This is a genomic window from Litorivivens lipolytica (assembly GCF_014191715.1).
Taxonomy (GTDB): Bacteria; Pseudomonadota; Gammaproteobacteria; order Pseudomonadales; family Spongiibacteraceae; genus Litorivivens; species Litorivivens lipolytica.
This window is the reverse complement of record NZ_JACHWY010000001.1, coordinates 357,478-372,213: the sequence shown is the minus strand read 5'-3', so window position 1 is coordinate 372,213 and position 14,736 is coordinate 357,478. Positions and strand designations below refer to the sequence as shown.

Annotated in this window: 12 protein-coding genes; 2 read left to right on the top strand and 10 right to left on the bottom strand. The window is 56.2% G+C overall.

The window, feature by feature from the left end; all coding sequences use genetic code 11:
* Positions 1-54 precede the first annotated feature (54 nt).
* On the top strand, positions 55-1,965 hold the full coding sequence (locus tag FHR99_RS01685; RefSeq protein ID WP_183408809.1) for a B12-binding domain-containing radical SAM protein: 1,911 nt from the start codon (positions 55-57) through the stop codon (positions 1,963-1,965).
* Between the two features lie 22 nt (positions 1,966-1,987).
* Here FHR99_RS01685 and FHR99_RS01680 read toward each other — a convergent pair whose 3' ends face one another.
* The 6 genes from FHR99_RS01680 to FHR99_RS01655 form a co-directional block, all read right to left on the bottom strand.
* Positions 1,988-2,407, bottom strand: a complete 420-nt coding sequence (locus tag FHR99_RS01680; RefSeq protein ID WP_183408808.1) for an HIT family protein — start codon at positions 2,405-2,407, stop codon at positions 1,988-1,990.
* 34 nt (positions 2,408-2,441) lie between these two features.
* Positions 2,442-4,514 (bottom strand): GNAT family N-acetyltransferase, encoded by a 2,073-nt coding sequence (locus tag FHR99_RS01675; protein ID WP_183408807.1) that lies wholly within the window; start codon positions 4,512-4,514, stop codon positions 2,442-2,444.
* A gap of 12 nt (positions 4,515-4,526) precedes the next feature.
* Positions 4,527-4,805, bottom strand: a complete 279-nt coding sequence (locus FHR99_RS01670) for a hypothetical protein (protein WP_183408806.1) — start codon at positions 4,803-4,805, stop codon at positions 4,527-4,529.
* A 3-nt stretch (positions 4,806-4,808) separates the two neighbouring features.
* Positions 4,809-5,114, bottom strand: coding sequence for a DUF2288 domain-containing protein (locus tag FHR99_RS01665; protein ID WP_343067325.1), 306 nt, complete (start codon positions 5,112-5,114; stop codon positions 4,809-4,811).
* Positions 5,115-5,117: 3 nt separating this feature from the next.
* Positions 5,118-5,837, bottom strand: coding sequence for a pseudouridine synthase (locus tag FHR99_RS01660; protein WP_183408805.1), 720 nt, complete (start codon positions 5,835-5,837; stop codon positions 5,118-5,120).
* A gap of 300 nt (positions 5,838-6,137) precedes the next feature.
* Entirely contained in the window at positions 6,138-7,403 is a 1,266-nt protein-coding gene (locus FHR99_RS01655; protein WP_183408804.1) for an MFS transporter, read from the bottom strand.
* A 116-nt stretch (positions 7,404-7,519) separates the two neighbouring features.
* Here FHR99_RS01655 and FHR99_RS01650 point away from each other — a divergent pair, with 116 nt between their 5' ends.
* Entirely contained in the window at positions 7,520-9,031 is a 1,512-nt protein-coding gene (locus FHR99_RS01650; RefSeq protein WP_183408803.1) for an AbgT family transporter, read from the top strand.
* Between the two features lie 26 nt (positions 9,032-9,057).
* On the opposite strand, the gene phoU is transcribed toward FHR99_RS01650, so the two are convergent.
* The 4 genes from phoU to FHR99_RS16530 are packed head-to-tail and all read right to left on the bottom strand — an operon-like array spanning position 9,058 to position 14,603.
* Positions 9,058-9,771, bottom strand: a complete 714-nt coding sequence (phoU, locus tag FHR99_RS01645; protein ID WP_183408802.1) for a phosphate signaling complex protein PhoU — start codon at positions 9,769-9,771, stop codon at positions 9,058-9,060.
* Positions 9,772-9,795: 24 nt separating this feature from the next.
* Entirely contained in the window at positions 9,796-10,638 is an 843-nt protein-coding gene (gene pstB / locus FHR99_RS01640; protein WP_246386436.1) for a phosphate ABC transporter ATP-binding protein PstB, read from the bottom strand.
* Positions 10,639-10,659: 21 nt separating this feature from the next.
* A complete protein-coding gene (pstA, locus tag FHR99_RS01635; RefSeq protein WP_183408801.1) occupies positions 10,660-12,366 on the bottom strand; it encodes a phosphate ABC transporter permease PstA in 1,707 nt (568 codons plus the stop codon).
* Positions 12,367-12,377: 11 nt separating this feature from the next.
* Complete coding sequence (locus FHR99_RS16530) at positions 12,378-14,603, bottom strand: ABC transporter permease subunit (RefSeq protein WP_343067323.1); 2,226 nt, start codon at positions 14,601-14,603, stop codon at positions 12,378-12,380.
* Positions 14,604-14,736 lie beyond the last annotated feature (133 nt).

The following is a 14,736-nucleotide window of genomic DNA, read 5'->3' as shown; positions in this document are numbered from 1 at the left end:
ACCCGCAGTGATTTAAAACACGGCCTTTTCACTCTAATAACGCGATTTACACACATGTCTCTGCCCGCCTCTTCCCTGAACCCCATTAAACGCCCCGTCTGGCTGCTCAGCATGGATTCGGATCAATTCTATGCCGCGCCAACCACCACCGGAGGGCTCAAGGCCTATTATCTGGAATACGGCACGCAGACGGATCAAAACGAGATTGAGCTGGTGCACTTTCGTGATGGCGATCAGGCGCTCGAATGGCCGGCCCAGTGGATTCAACAGGAACTGGCACGGGCTCAGCAGGCGCTGGCCGAAGGTCTCACACCGATACTGGGGTTGAGCTTTTACACCTGGAATACGGCGGAGTTTCTTAGCATTGCAAGGCAATTGAAAGCGGCTTGCCCGGAGCTGCTGGTGGTTGCCGGCGGCCCCCATGTTCAGCAGGCAGAAGACTACCTGTTTGATGAGCCCATTGATCTGATTGCACTGGGCGAAGGGGAAGCGACGTTTCAGGAACTGCTGGATAATCCCGCGCGCAGCCACTGGCCCGAGATCAGCGGCCTCGCCTACCTCGACGAGGGCGAACTGCGCAAAACCGGCGAACGTACCCGCCGTGTGGATCTCGACAGTCTGCCCTCAGCGCTGAATGTGGTGCCACTGCGTGATCAGGTCACCGGCAAAGCCCTGTATGACTCCATCTCCTATGAGACCAGCCGTGGCTGTCCCTTCAAATGTGCTTTCTGCGAATGGGGCACCGGCGCCATTGGCACCAAGATGTATCAGTTTTCCATGGAGCGTATTGAACGGGATTGGCGTCAAATCGTCGCGGCGGGCATCAAGGATATCTGGCTTGCAGATTCAAACTTCGGTGCTTTGAAAGACGATCTGGCCAAAGCCCAACTGATCTGCGATCTGAAAGCCGAAACCGGTTTTCCCAGCACCTTTGCCACGTCCTGGTCGAAAAAACACAGCCCGCGCGTTCAGGAAATCGTGTTGTTGCTGAATCGCCACGGCCTACTACCCCACTACCAGCTGGCGCTGCAGACCCTGACCCCGCTGGCGCTGGAATTGAGCAACCGGCAAAACATGAGCTCCAACAAATATGAGCCCATTGCCAAGCAGATGGCGGAACAGGGCGTGCCCATCGCCGCGGAACTGATCTGGGGCCTGCCCGGCGACAATCTGAAAGATTTTGAAGCGAACCTCGATCAATTGCTGGCCACCTTCCCCAATATCAATATCTTCGGCTACACCCTATTGCCCGGCACGGAGTTTTACGAAAAGCGCGAGGAATATCAGATCGAAACGATTCCGGTAGCGGGTTATGGCAAAGCCAAGGGCGAGTATGTGGTCGGCTGCCATACCTTCGATCGTGACGAAGGCATTGAAGGTTATTTTCTGATTACCGCCCATATTATTTTTGTGCACGGGCATCTGCTACCGCTGACCAATCGTTTTCTTGCCCTTTCAGGTGTTAACGGCATTTCTCGCGCTCTGCGCCATCTGCTGCGTACCTGTCTGCAGGAATATCAGAACCAGCTGCCGAACCTGGATATCAGTGATCGCATGGCCGTCTATGAGCAACGCTCCAAACTCTATTTGGCGCTACTGCAATCACCGCAGACGAGTTATCGCCTCCTGGAAAAGGTACTCTGTGCCTGGGCCAAGGAAGAAGGACACGACGAGGTTTTCCTTAAACGTCTGCGCTGCGTCATGGCGCTGGATAAAACCCTGAGCCCCCGCATTGGTAAAAAACAAACTGCGTGGCAGCATTTTGAGTTTGACGCTCAGCAGCTACTCAAAGCACTGGATGCGATGGACCTGCCGGACTGGGATCGAATCCTGGATCAGCAGCAGGATGTGATGATAGAAACGCCGGGGGGCGTGGGTGATGTATTGAAAGACCCGGATGGCGGCAGCTGGCTGAAAGGCAAAGTGCTGCACTCCGCCATTCCTGTGGACCGTCTGCCCGCCTGATTGAAATAGCGAGTGCCCGGCTCTAGAGCCGGGCCTCTTTAAAGCCTTTATCTACGAGTTCTGCACGCAGTTTTTCTGCTTCAGCAGCCAGCGCATCGGCCTCCGCCATCTTGGCACGCGTGATGTCGGTATCTTCCATGGTGTTGATCGGCACCAAATGAAGATGGGTGTGAGGAACTTCAAGTCCGATAATCTGCAAAGCGACTCGCTGGCAGCCATACACGGCTTTCTGTGCTCGACTGATAACGCGCGCAACCCCAAGGCAGTGGTTTGCCAGTTTTTCCGGCATATCGTCCCAGTGGTCTATCTCTTCAACCGGCACCACCAGCAAGTGCCCGGGCACGATGGGTGCAATGGTCATAAAGGCTACGACCCGGTCGTCGCGCCAGACGAAATGTCCCGGTAGTTCGCCGGCAATGATTTTACTGAATATGCTGCTCATATCGCTTACTCATTCCTTGTAGTAAAAAGGCCTTTCAAAAACGGCTGTTTGATAACTCCAGTGAGAGCAACAAACGGTAGCCCTGTCGCAAGTGATGTTCAACTTCACGCCGCCCTTTCAATTGATGGCGCGCGGCCAGCTCCGACCAGGATAACCCCTGCAAAACCCGAGCAATCACTAGATTGATATCCTCAGACGCTGGCAGCTCGGCTAGCGGGCGACTCTGCAAATACCGAAACAATGCCGGGTAAGCATGTTCAAAGGCGATCTCGCCCAGCGCAAAGCGCTGCACATCCCGTCGCTCATCTTCATGCAGAGGCTGCTCCACGGGTAGCTGATTGATTAGCTGCCGTATCAGGTCTGCTTCAAGGCGTGGATACGTCTCGCGCAAACCAAGCATAAAGTGGCGCGCAAAGCGGCTGTTCAGCGGCATCAGCGCCTCGCTGGCAATATCCGTAAACGGTTTGGCAACCAGCAGTGCATGGCTTCCACTACAGGGGTCTCTTCTAACACCCAAGCGCAGCGGCAAATAGCCCTGCGTTAGCCAGAATTCGCTGACAGGCGCGTCGGCGGCGAAACTGGAGCCGACGTAATCCAGCCCCTCGTCACAGGCAAATTGTTCAATCTCCTGCAGTAGCCGCCGGCCAAAACCTTGCCGCCGATAGTCCGACAACACCGCAATACGGCTGATGCGCGCACAGCGCAGGCTAAGCCCCTCAACCAAACCACCGTGATAAACCAGCGATTGCGGCAGGAGATGCCCCTGCAATCTGCGCTCACCTTGCAGTACCGGTTCCACCAGTGACTCGGGTAAGCCGCCCTCTTCGATGACCAGCGCCGCCGCACACACCGTCCCGTCGAAAAGTCTGGCGACCCACACGTGGGTGGCCAGGGAGTCCAGCAAATGATGAAGGTCTGAGGGAGCGGTTTGATAATGGGCTACCACCAGCAGCCCAAACACGTCGCGTAACAGCGCTTCGTTATTCAGCAGCAGGTGCTTATCGAGGAGTTCAACCACACAGTCGTCGCTGACGTCGGCTGAGGCCGAAATGGGAGCTTCGGCGTCTAACAGAAACAAACGGCTGACGAGCGCTTCCAGTGGATCACCTTCACTCCAGCGAATCGGTTCCTGTAGTTCAATCTGCTGCCACTGAGGCGTTAGTCGGTTCAGGGATTCCGTAAAACGAATATCAAAGCCTCGCCCGGAGCCTTCATAACCGTGGACGGTCGTGGCAAACACCACGCGTGGATAGGCCGTCACTAAGCGCTCCAGCAGTGCCGGAGGAATCGCAGCGGCCTCATCCACCAGTACCAGGCGCGCTTCCGGTAGTTCTGCTAACAGCCGATCCGGCGGTAGGAAACGCAGACGGCTATCACCCACGGACGGCTCGCCGTTTGCCACGCCAAGACTTTGCGCCGCATGATGCAGGGCTGTCATAGCAGCCTCTTTGCGCGGTGCGGTCAGCAAAATATCGCCGCGATCTTCCAATAAAAACTCGGCGGCGCTGAGCCCCAGCAACGCAGATTTTCCACGACCGCGATCGGCGCGTATTACCAGCGGCCGTTTGCGGTGACCATGCAAAACCCGGCTAACCCGGTGCATCGCCGCCACTTGATCTGCGGTTGGCAGAGCATCTCCTTCCGGCAAGTCGGGGAAGTGCTCATCAGGCGCGATAAAGCGCCCTCCCTCATATCTTGTCAGCCACGGCCAGCGCTCGAGTTCACGCAGCACATGTTGCCAGAACAGGCTGGGGCTGCCATCGGCCAGCGTAAAACTGTCGACCCAATCGTCCGTCTCCGGCGCAATAATCAGCAACAGGCCGCCACGGCGCAAACATCCGGCACTGGCCGCCAGGGTGTTGATATCGGGTTCACTATGGAAATTCCAGATCAGGGTATCGCATTCACTGCCGAGCACAGCCGTCCGCAAAGCCGGCTCCATTTCGCCCACGACGTATCGGCACACGAGCAGCGGGTTTTCGAGTTCTGTTTCCAGATCAGCAAGCATCAGCTCGCACCGGTCTTTGTCACCGCTGATCAGCAGAACACCGCGACAGGCACGCGTCGCCAATTGCGCTCTGAGCTTGTCGATCTCCTCAAGAATCACGATGCAGGCGTTTCACGAGGAGCTGGTGGGATACACGGGCGCCCGTCGCATGTGACTGTGCAACATAAGCGGACTGTCAGACTGATAGACGCTGGCCGCCTCTTTGCCCAGATGAGACTCGCAGCTGTCGGCGATCAACTGCAGAATGTCGCTCGCTGCACAGTGTTCCATCTCAACCAATGCTGTCATATACCCCTCGAGAAAATATCGCCGGGCAGGCGCAACATCGTCACCGCGGGCAAAAGCGCCGAAATACTCATTCAATAGCGATTTCAAATTACCAAAGGCCATCGCTCAGGCTTCCTGCACCAGTACCCAGGGGGCAATGACCAGCGCCCAGAGCTCTGCATTGCGCTCATGCCAGGCCAAAGCCTGATCATCCTCCGGCACACGCAGTTGCTCATTGTTGATCCAGGCTTCTACCTGCGTCTGATCGTTATCGATAATGGCTTTGCCGACCGCGATTAAATCCAGCCCCTTGGCAACCTGTCGCACAACCCCGCGCGCATAGTAGCGCTCCAGCTCATGCCAACCGATACGGCCAGTCTGACCATTAAGGCGTGACTCCAGATCGAGATTTGGGTCGTCCAGCACACTCACGATTTACTCTCCTTCTGTTCTGTTGGCCGGGGCTTTTTCCGTTTTGCCGGCGGGCCAAGCCAGTTCTGTGGGATCACCCAACTCTTGGAGCTTGGCGATGACCCGCTCGTCGGTAAAGTATTGCCCCTGCCGAGGTGGCAGAGTATAGCGAAAGCGCTCACCATTCAGCGAGAACGTGAGCGCATAGGCGTGCAGGTAACAGCGATCGACCGCATCCGAAGCCGAACCATAGCGCTCGTCGCCGAGAATGGCTGCTCCCAGACTCTTCATCACAACACGCAGTTGATGGGTACGCCCGGTCAGGGGTTTCAGTACAAACAGCCGCCGGCCGTCACCCAAGCCATAGCTGAAGAAACGGGTCTGCGACCAGGGCTCGCCCTGCCTGGCCAGGCGGTAGTTGCCGCCGCGCGATTTAAGCAAGGCGCCTTCCACCAGTCCCTGCTTTTTCGACGGCTTTTGCCGGGACAACGCTAAATAGATTTTGTCGCAAGATCGCTCGGCGAACTGCCCGCTGAGCTCGGCGGCAGCCTCGGGCGTCCGCGCCAGCAGCCAGAGTCCTGAGGTAGCCTTGTCTAGCCGGTGCACCGGCGCCAGATAGCCCCCGCCTAACTCGCAGCGTATCGCGTCAAAATAGGAGCTTTTCGCGTCGTCACGATGCACCGAGACGCCCGCCGGCTTATCTACCAGAACAAAGCGCGGATCGATGGCAATGGGCGAAAACAAGGCACTCCCTCCCCTTGTGGATAACATTTTTTGAGCAGTTTGCGCATTTTTCCAGCAAAGTCACGGGATTACAGAAATGTGAATATACACACCAAATCTGTGAACGATTTACCAAACAAGCGGCCAATTTTGTTGGTTATGTGTCTTTGGCATGACCAAATGGACATCCGGCGGTGAGTCTGTGGATAAAGTTTTCCCCAGATTCAGTGTACAACCCTGTGGATAAGCCCGTGAATAAAGGCGCAAGTTACGACCTCGCGCCCACCCGCAGAAACTGTTTAATTTTTAACCAGATCGAACTTATTCAGCGACCGCCGCACGCAGTCGACCGGACAAGCGCCAGACGCCCACAATCACGAACAACATCACTCCACTGGCAACCCAGTAAGGAAGGCTAGGATCCCAGCGATATAGAAACCCGCCAGCGATCGGGCCCACGACGAAGCCCATGCCTGCGGCTGAACCCAGCAACCCGGCCAGCCCGCCCTGCTCATGAGATTCAACCACCAGCGTCGCGCTGGCACTGTAGCCCGGCCCGGCCATCCCCATGCCCAAACCAAAGAACAGCATTGCCGAAAGCAATAAAGGAAGACTATCCGCATTGGCGATCATCAGGTAACCAATCAGACTAAAAGGCAATCCCAGCTTCACCAAGCCAATCGGCAGGCCTTTGAAACGCTGTACGACCACAAATTGGGCTACCAACATGGCCGCCGAGGAAATCACCATGGCCATGGAGAAGAGTTTTGCAGCCTGCACGCTCTCCAAATGCAAAATATCCTGATAGTAGAAACCCAGCGTCTGCTGCACCATGCCCAACATGGTAAACATGCTAAAGCCCACCAGAATAAAACCGCGAAACCGCGGGTCGAAATAACTTAAGCGTTGCTGATTCGGGTCACGGGTTTTGTGGCTGCTGGTTGCAGGCAGCATGCGCCAAACCAGAAAGGCCGCGAATAAGGTGATCGCCGCCTGCAAATACATCGGCGCCAGAAAATGGATGCCCACAAACCAGGCCAATGCAGGCCCGACCATCGAACCAACCTGATTAAAGGCATTCAGTTTTCCAATACCTTTGACCCGGTCGTGCAATGTCGTGACATCAACCACATAGGCTGACGACGCCGGTGTAGCCGCCGACATAATTACCGCATGAAAAACGCGCGTCACCAACAATAAAAGATAGAGCGCAACGCCGCCTATCAGACCCGACAAGCCGATCTGCGCGGCACCGTTGAAGGTCAATGTGCCGACGGTATAACCCACCAGGCCAAAAATAATAATGGGTTTGCGACCAAAGCGATCACTCAGTCGCCCCCAGAAAGGTGCTGCCAGAGAGAAAATTAGCGCCGTCAGCGCAGACAGCGACGTGATGGCCATTTCACGCGGCGCGAACTCCCAGCCCAGAGCAGGTATGGAAAAAACAATTTCGTCGAGTGCCAGCTCCCGGCCCAGCATCGGCAGAATCGCAAACACGACGGTCTGCCCCATGCCAATGGTCATCATTGCAATGTACAACGTCGTCAGGTTGGGCGCGGATTCGCGCGCCGAAGAAGCATCTTCCACCGGGAGTTCCAAAAATCGAGGGCCGAAAGGGCCAATTTGCAAGGGCCGAGCCATCGGGCTCAGAGTGGCTAATGGTACACTACCCGTGACTGATACGAAAAATAAGCGGTGATCACTTGAGCGTTTCCCAACCCCTGCTGCTGCGGCTGTTGAATCGCATCGAACAACTCGGCAACCGACTGCCACACCCTACAGCACTCTTTGTCTACCTCTGCCTGTTTATCATTGTTCTGTCCGGCTTGAGCGCGGTGCTGGAACTATCGGCCCGGCACCCGGGAACGGGTGATGAGTTGGTCGCGCGCTCACTCGTTTCGGGTGACGGTATTCGCTGGATGCTCAGTCATACGGTCAGCAACTTCATCGATTTCGCCCCGGTCGGAACCGTACTCGTCGCCATTCTCGGCATCGGGCTGGCCGAACATTCCGGTTTGCTCGGCGCCCTACTGGAGCGCGTTGTCCGCATTGCCCGCGGCTGGGCCTTAACCGCCAGCATTGTGTTCGCTGGCGTATTGTCGAGCCTCGGAGCTGATTCGGGTTATGTGGTACTTGTTCCATTGGCGGGTCTGGCGTTTGCCAGTGCCGGGCGACACCCGTTAGCCGGCATCGCCGCGGCGTTCGCGGGCGTTTCCGGGGGCTACAGCGCCAATCTTGCGATCGGCCCTCTGGATGCCATTTTGGCGGGCCTGTCGACAGAAGCGGTACGTCTGGTAGCCGAAGACAGCGTTGCCAGCAGTGACAATTATTACTTTATGCTCGCCTCGACCCTATTGATCACGCTGGTCGGCACGCTGGTGAGCCAGCGCTGGGTGGAGCCGCGGCTGCCGCGCTGGCAAGGGAAGATCAACGAGGACAAGACCACTGAAACGGCTCCCCGTTTCCGCTGGGTTGGCATCTACTGCGCACTGTTCATTGCTGCCTTGCTATGGGCCGCCGTACCCGAGGGAGCGCTACTGCGCAACCAGCAAACTGGCGGCCTGATCGGTTCGCCGCTGTTGTCGGGCATTGTCACACTGATTGCCGTATTTGCCGCCGGTGCCGGTATCGTCTTCGGTCACGAAAACGGTCGCTATCGTCGCGCAGACGATTGGATCGAAGGCATGGAACAGACTATGGCGACGATGGCCTCTTATTTGGTGCTGATGTTTTTTGCGGCGCAGTTTGTAAATTATTTTGCCTGGTCAGGCCTCGGCGCCATTGGGGCGATCAAGGGCGCCGCCCTGCTGGCAACCTTTGAGCTTTCTGCCGGGCCGCTTTTGATCAGTTTTATCCTGCTCTGCGCCACGATCAATCTGGTTATTGGTAGCGCATCGGCCAAGTGGGCCCTGCTGGCACCGATTTTTGTACCCATGCTTTATCTGCTCGGCATCTCGCCAGAGGCAACCCAGCTGGCTTATCGCATCGGCGATAGCAGCACCAATATCATTACGCCCCTGATGCCTTACTTCGGTGTGGTCGTGGCATTCGCCCAGCGTTATGACAAGGATCTGGGTATCGGCACTTTAATGGCAATGATGCTGCCCTACTCGCTCGCCTTTCTAGTCGGCTGGGCAATTATGCTGCTGGTATGGATGGGACTGGGCTGGCCAATCGGCCCGGGTGAGGCGGGATTTCTGGCGCCGAGCCCGTAGGCCGGCACCAGTTTGAGCGTTAACGTCTAACCTTTAACTTCGGCTTCCATTTCTTCAAGCGCGGCGTGGCGTACGTCTTTACCTTCAACCAGATAAATAACGTGTTCCGCGATATTGCGCGCGTGGTCACCGATGCGCTCCAGCGAACGCAGCGACCACATGATATTCAGAATGCTGCCAATACTGCGCGGATCTTCAATCATGTAAGTCACCAGACTGCGCATGGCCGTGCCGTATTCCGTATCAACCGCTTTATCTTCCTGGGCTACACGCAGCGCCAGCGGACTGTCGAAACGGGCAAAGGCATCCAGCGCATCGCGCACCATGCTGCCCACGTGATCTCCGATATGACGAATTTCCAGATAGCTGCGCGACACACCACCTTCGTTAGCCAGTGCAATGGAGTGCTTCGCAATCTTGCTGGCTTCATCACCCATACGCTCTAGATCATTCAGCGTCTTGCTGATCGCCAGTACCAAACGCAGGTCGCTTGCGGCTGGCTGACGGCGAGCCAGAATCAGCGTACACTCTTCGTCAATTTCGACTTCCAGGTTGTTGACCTTGTTGTCGCGTCGAGCCACTTCCTCAGCCAATCCGCTGTCGAGGTTCATGAACGCTGAAATGGCGTCACGAACCTGCTTTTCCACCAAACCGCCCATCTCGAGCATACGCGTCTTGGCATCGTCCAGCTCGGCGTTGAACTGCTGAGAAATATGATGAGAGTGAATGTCTTTTTCCATGGTGTGCCCCTGCCGCAACCGCTATTAGCCGTATCGTCCGGTGATGTAATCTTCCGTCTGCTTGCGCGACGGATTGGTGAACAGTGTATCGGTATCACCAAACTCAATCAGCTTACCCATATACATAAACGCAGTATAGTCAGAGACACGCGCTGCCTGCTGCATATTGTGGGTAACAATGACAATTGTGTACTTGGACTTAAGCTCGTAAATCAACTCTTCAATTTTGAGCGTTGAAATCGGGTCCAGTGCCGACGCGGGTTCGTCCAGCAACAACACCTCTGGCTCTACAGCGATGGTGCGCGCAATAACCAGACGCTGCTGCTGACCACCGGACATGCCGAGCGCGTTATCCTGCAGACGATCTTTTACTTCATCCCACAGAGCGGCGCCGCGCAGCGAACGCTCCACCACTTCATCCAGCACACGCTTTTTGTTGATGCCCTGAATGCGCAGACCATAGGCCACGTTTTCGTAAATGCTTTTGGGGAACGGATTCGGCTTCTGAAACACCATACCGACGTTGCGGCGCAGCGCAGCGGCGTCTACTGACTTGTCGTAGATGTTGTGGCCATCGAGTTTGATCTGACCCTCGATGCGACAACCGTCCACCAGATCATTCATCCGGTTAAAGCAACGCAACAGCGTCGACTTACCGCAGCCACTCGGCCCGATAAAGGCGGTAACGCGCTTGCGCGGAATGACCATGTTTACGTTGTGTAGCGCCTGTTTTTCGCCGTAGTACAGGCTGAGATCATCGACGGTCAGCGCGATATCTTCCTTTTCCAGCTTGTTGACCGCGGTACCGCGACCCAACGCATCCATTTTGATGCCATGGGTTCTCGCCTGTGTCGTATCCGTGCTCATAATGTCACCGTTCGCCTTAAATTAGAGTTCCAGAGACTTGTACTTCTCACGCAGGTGGTTGCGCAGCGCGACCGCACTGAGGTTCAGCAACGCAATGATCACCACCAGCAGCAAGGCCGTCGCATAGACCAAAGGTCGGGCCGCTTCCACATTGGGGCTCTGGAAGCCCACATCGTAGATGTGAAAACCGAGATGCATGAATTTCTGATCGAGATGGAAGTACGGGAAGTTACCATTCACCGGCAGGGTCGGCGCCAGCTTGACCACACCCACCAGCATCAACGGTGCCACTTCACCTGCCGCCCGGGCAACCGCCAGAATCAGACCGGTCATCATCGCCGGGCTAGTCATCGGCAATACCACGCGCCACAGGGTTTCCGCCTTGGTGGCACCCAGCGCCAGACTGCCTTCACGCAGGGCTTTGGGAATCCGGGAGAGCCCCTCCTCCGTCGCCACAATCACAACCGGCAGGGTCAACAAGGCCAGTGTCAGCGAGGCCCACAGCAGACCCGGGGTACCAAAGGTTGGTGCCGGCAGCGCTTCCGGGAAAAACACCTGATCGATTTCAGAACCCAGAAAATAGATAAAGAAGCCGAGACCAAACACCCCGTACACAATCGATGGCACGCCCGCGAGGTTATTCACCGCGATACGGATAATGCGCGTCATCAGGCCCTGCCGCGCGTATTCTCGCAGATAAACCGCCGCTACCACACCAAAGGGCGTCACGATGATCGACATAATCAGCACCATGATCACGGTACCGAAGATTGCTGGGAAAATACCGCCTTCGGTGTTGGCCTCACGGGGCTCGTCGGTCAGGAACTCACCGAACTTGGCGATATAAAACCAGACTTTATCAAAGACGTTCATCGCGTTCGGTTTAAAGGCGTGAACGATCTTGGCCAGGCGCAGCTCAACCTGACGGCCATTCATCGCTTCAGCAATAATACTGTCGCGATTGATAGCGGTATAAAGCCCGACCAACTCTTCCTGATACACCCGATACTCGGCATCCAGCGCGGCGCGCTCGGCCTCGATTTCGGCTTGTTCGCGCTCGCGTTTCTCGGAGGAAAGGTCTTCGTCCAGCTCCAGGCCGCGCTCACGCAGGCGCAATTTTTCAATGCGGTAGTTGATGGCGCCGATGTCTTTTTTCTCGATCTTTTCGATCTTCGAGTGCAGCTCCTTCGCTCGCTCAAGACGCTCTAAAAACGCGTTCCAAAGTACTTCGTGACTTTGATCCTGCGTGGCAACCGCTTCGCCACTCTCTTTAACACCGCGCAGGTAACCGTAGAAATTGCCCCACTCATGGCGCTCAAGCACCATGATCTCTTCCGGGTAGGTAATATCAGACAGATAGTCCGACAGCACCCAGCTGAAGTCGGCGCCTGATACATCGCGGTTACCGGATTTGATCAGTTCGCGATCCAGAAATACCTTGTCGGTCTCGAGCTGAAAACCGGCACTGCGCAACTGCTCGATAGGAACAGCTTCTTTCTGTACTCGCTCGCCAATCAGCACCTTTGAGCTTTCGCCCGGTGGCTGGTAGTTAGCCTGCATCACATCGGCAGGCCAAAAGTGACCGAAGCCGCGCACCGTGAGCAGGATCAGGAGACCGATCACGGCAATGGCGCTAAGACTCACCGCCGCCGCATTGATCCAGATCAGCGGTTCACCGCGACGGCACCATTCGTAGAAGCTGTGACGTTTCTGTTGTTCCAGTGGCATCTCAAAAAATCCTACAAATTGCCGTAACGGTTGCGCAGTCGCTGACGAACAATCTCAGCCAGCGTGTTGACTACAAACGTGAACATGAACAGCACAAAGGCCGCCAGGAAAAGGACTCGGTAGTGGCTGCTGTCGACTTCGGTCTCACCGATCTCAACCGCAATGTTAGCCGCCAGCGTCCGCATACCCTCGAAGATATTCATATCCATCACCGGCGTATTACCGGTTGCCATCAGTACAATCATCGTCTCACCAACGGCGCGCCCCATACCGATCATCAGCGCCGAGAAGATACCCGGGCTTGCAGTCGGCATGACCACGCCGACCAGGGTCTGCCAAGGCGTCGCCCCCAGTGCCAGCGAGCCGTAGCTAAGGTGTTTAGGTACGGAGAAGATCGCATCTTCGGCAATGGAGAAGATCGTTGGAATAACGGCGAAGCCCATGGCGATACCAACAACCAGTGCGTTGCGCTGGTCAAAGGAAATCCCCAGCTCTGCCGTGAACCAGGCTCGCATATCGCCATCAAATAGCACGCGCTCTACCGGCGCACTCATCCAAACACAGACGACAACCACGAGTATGATGACCGGCGCCACCAACAAAGGGTGCCAGCCGTCCGGAACATGCTTGCGAAAGCGCATGGGGATGTAATTCCACAGCCAGGCAAACAACAGCACTCCGATAGGCATAAACAGGAAGATACTGAACACCGCCGGCAAATGCTTCTCGACGAAAGGCGCCAACCACAGACCGGCGAGAAAGCCCAGAATAACCGTAGGCAATGCTTCCATAAGCTCGATCAGCGGCTTGACCTTACGGCGCATCGCCGGAGCCATGAAGTAAGCGGTGTAGATTGCCCCGCAGACTGCCAGCGGCGCGGCAATAATCATCGCGTAGAAGGCCGCTTTCAGGGTCCCGAAGGCCAACGGCGCGAAGCTGTACTTGGGTTCGAAATCGTTGGTTGAAGCCGAGGACTGCCAGATGTAGTCCGGCTCCGGGTAACTCTCATACCAGACTTTTTCCCACAGCACAGACCAGGAGACTTCCGGGTGTTCGTTCTCGATTTCCCAGACCAGAAGCTCACCGCCCTGAGTCTCAATGAGCAGGGTTTCCGCACGGGGCGCAATGGCCATTTTAGTTGCCGGTTCCGGGAGCTTGGTGCTCGCCAGGTGGCGCTGAGAGGTGCTGTAATAAATATCGAGTTGACCGGCATCATTCACGGTCACAAAACCCTTGCGGCGATGCTCGGGGCTGACCGTCACAATACCCTTGTCTGCATTGCGGAAACTGCGGATTTTCTCGAAGTGAACCGCGCCGTCACTTTTAACATTGAACCACTGAGCGGTTTCCCCCGCGCTGTTCGACACCAGCACCGAATAGCCACCGAGCAAAAATCGCGCATCGGTCAGCAGCGCATTATCGAATAACACACCGGCATCGACGACCTCTTCCTCATCGACATCAACCAGACGATACTGCCCCTTGTGTGACAGGACGTAGAGCCAGTCCTGCGTCGGACCGAGCAAAATCGTGTGGGGCTTGATATCGAGATCAGGCAGTGTGAGGTTTTCCTCGACCAGAGTGATCTCTTCGGTCAGGAAGTCCTCTTCCTTGACCCAGCGACGCCCTTCCAGCCCACCGTTGGCGGTATAGGCGATGGCTACCAGCGCTTCTTCGGAATTGCGCAGCGTAATTTTCTGCAGGCTCGAATCTGCCAGCCGGATCGGCTCGTCAGCATAGGGGTACTGCAGTACCGGAGTGATCAAGCGCTCGTCGTTGGGGTAGCTAATTTTGTAGTGATGGCGGGCGATTAGCATGCGGCCATCCGCCAGACCCACCGCAAAAATACGGCTGTTTTCAGAATCGATATTGAAACTGGTGATTTCGGCATCCGCGGGGAGATTGAGTCGCCCCTCACTGACTATTGAGCCATCCGACACGCTGAAAAAGTAGTACGTGCCATCGGCTGCCAGCCGAAAACCCACCTCGGCCTGCTCTTCCACCGCCATATGCAGCGTAGGCGCGGGGCTGCCCACACGGGCGTAGCGCTGAGTCTGCTCCATGTGCGCGGACTGGAACAGCGGCATGATTTCATAAAGGAGATAAAAGAAGATCAGCAGAATCGCGAACAGAACGCCGGATCCACCGGCGGTAATTCCGACAGCTGCGGCCTTGTCCTTGAACTTTCGCCACTGGGCAAAGCGGGTATTGCTGCCCGCGAAAACTGAGTCGCTCACTCCTGGCTCCAGACTGTCCCCTTTGAGGGGGCTTATGATATGTCGTTTTTGTGACAGTATTGTTACAGAGGCGGATATTACGGCGCTTCCGCCCATAAAAAAACGGCCATACCGGAGATATGGCCGTTTTTCG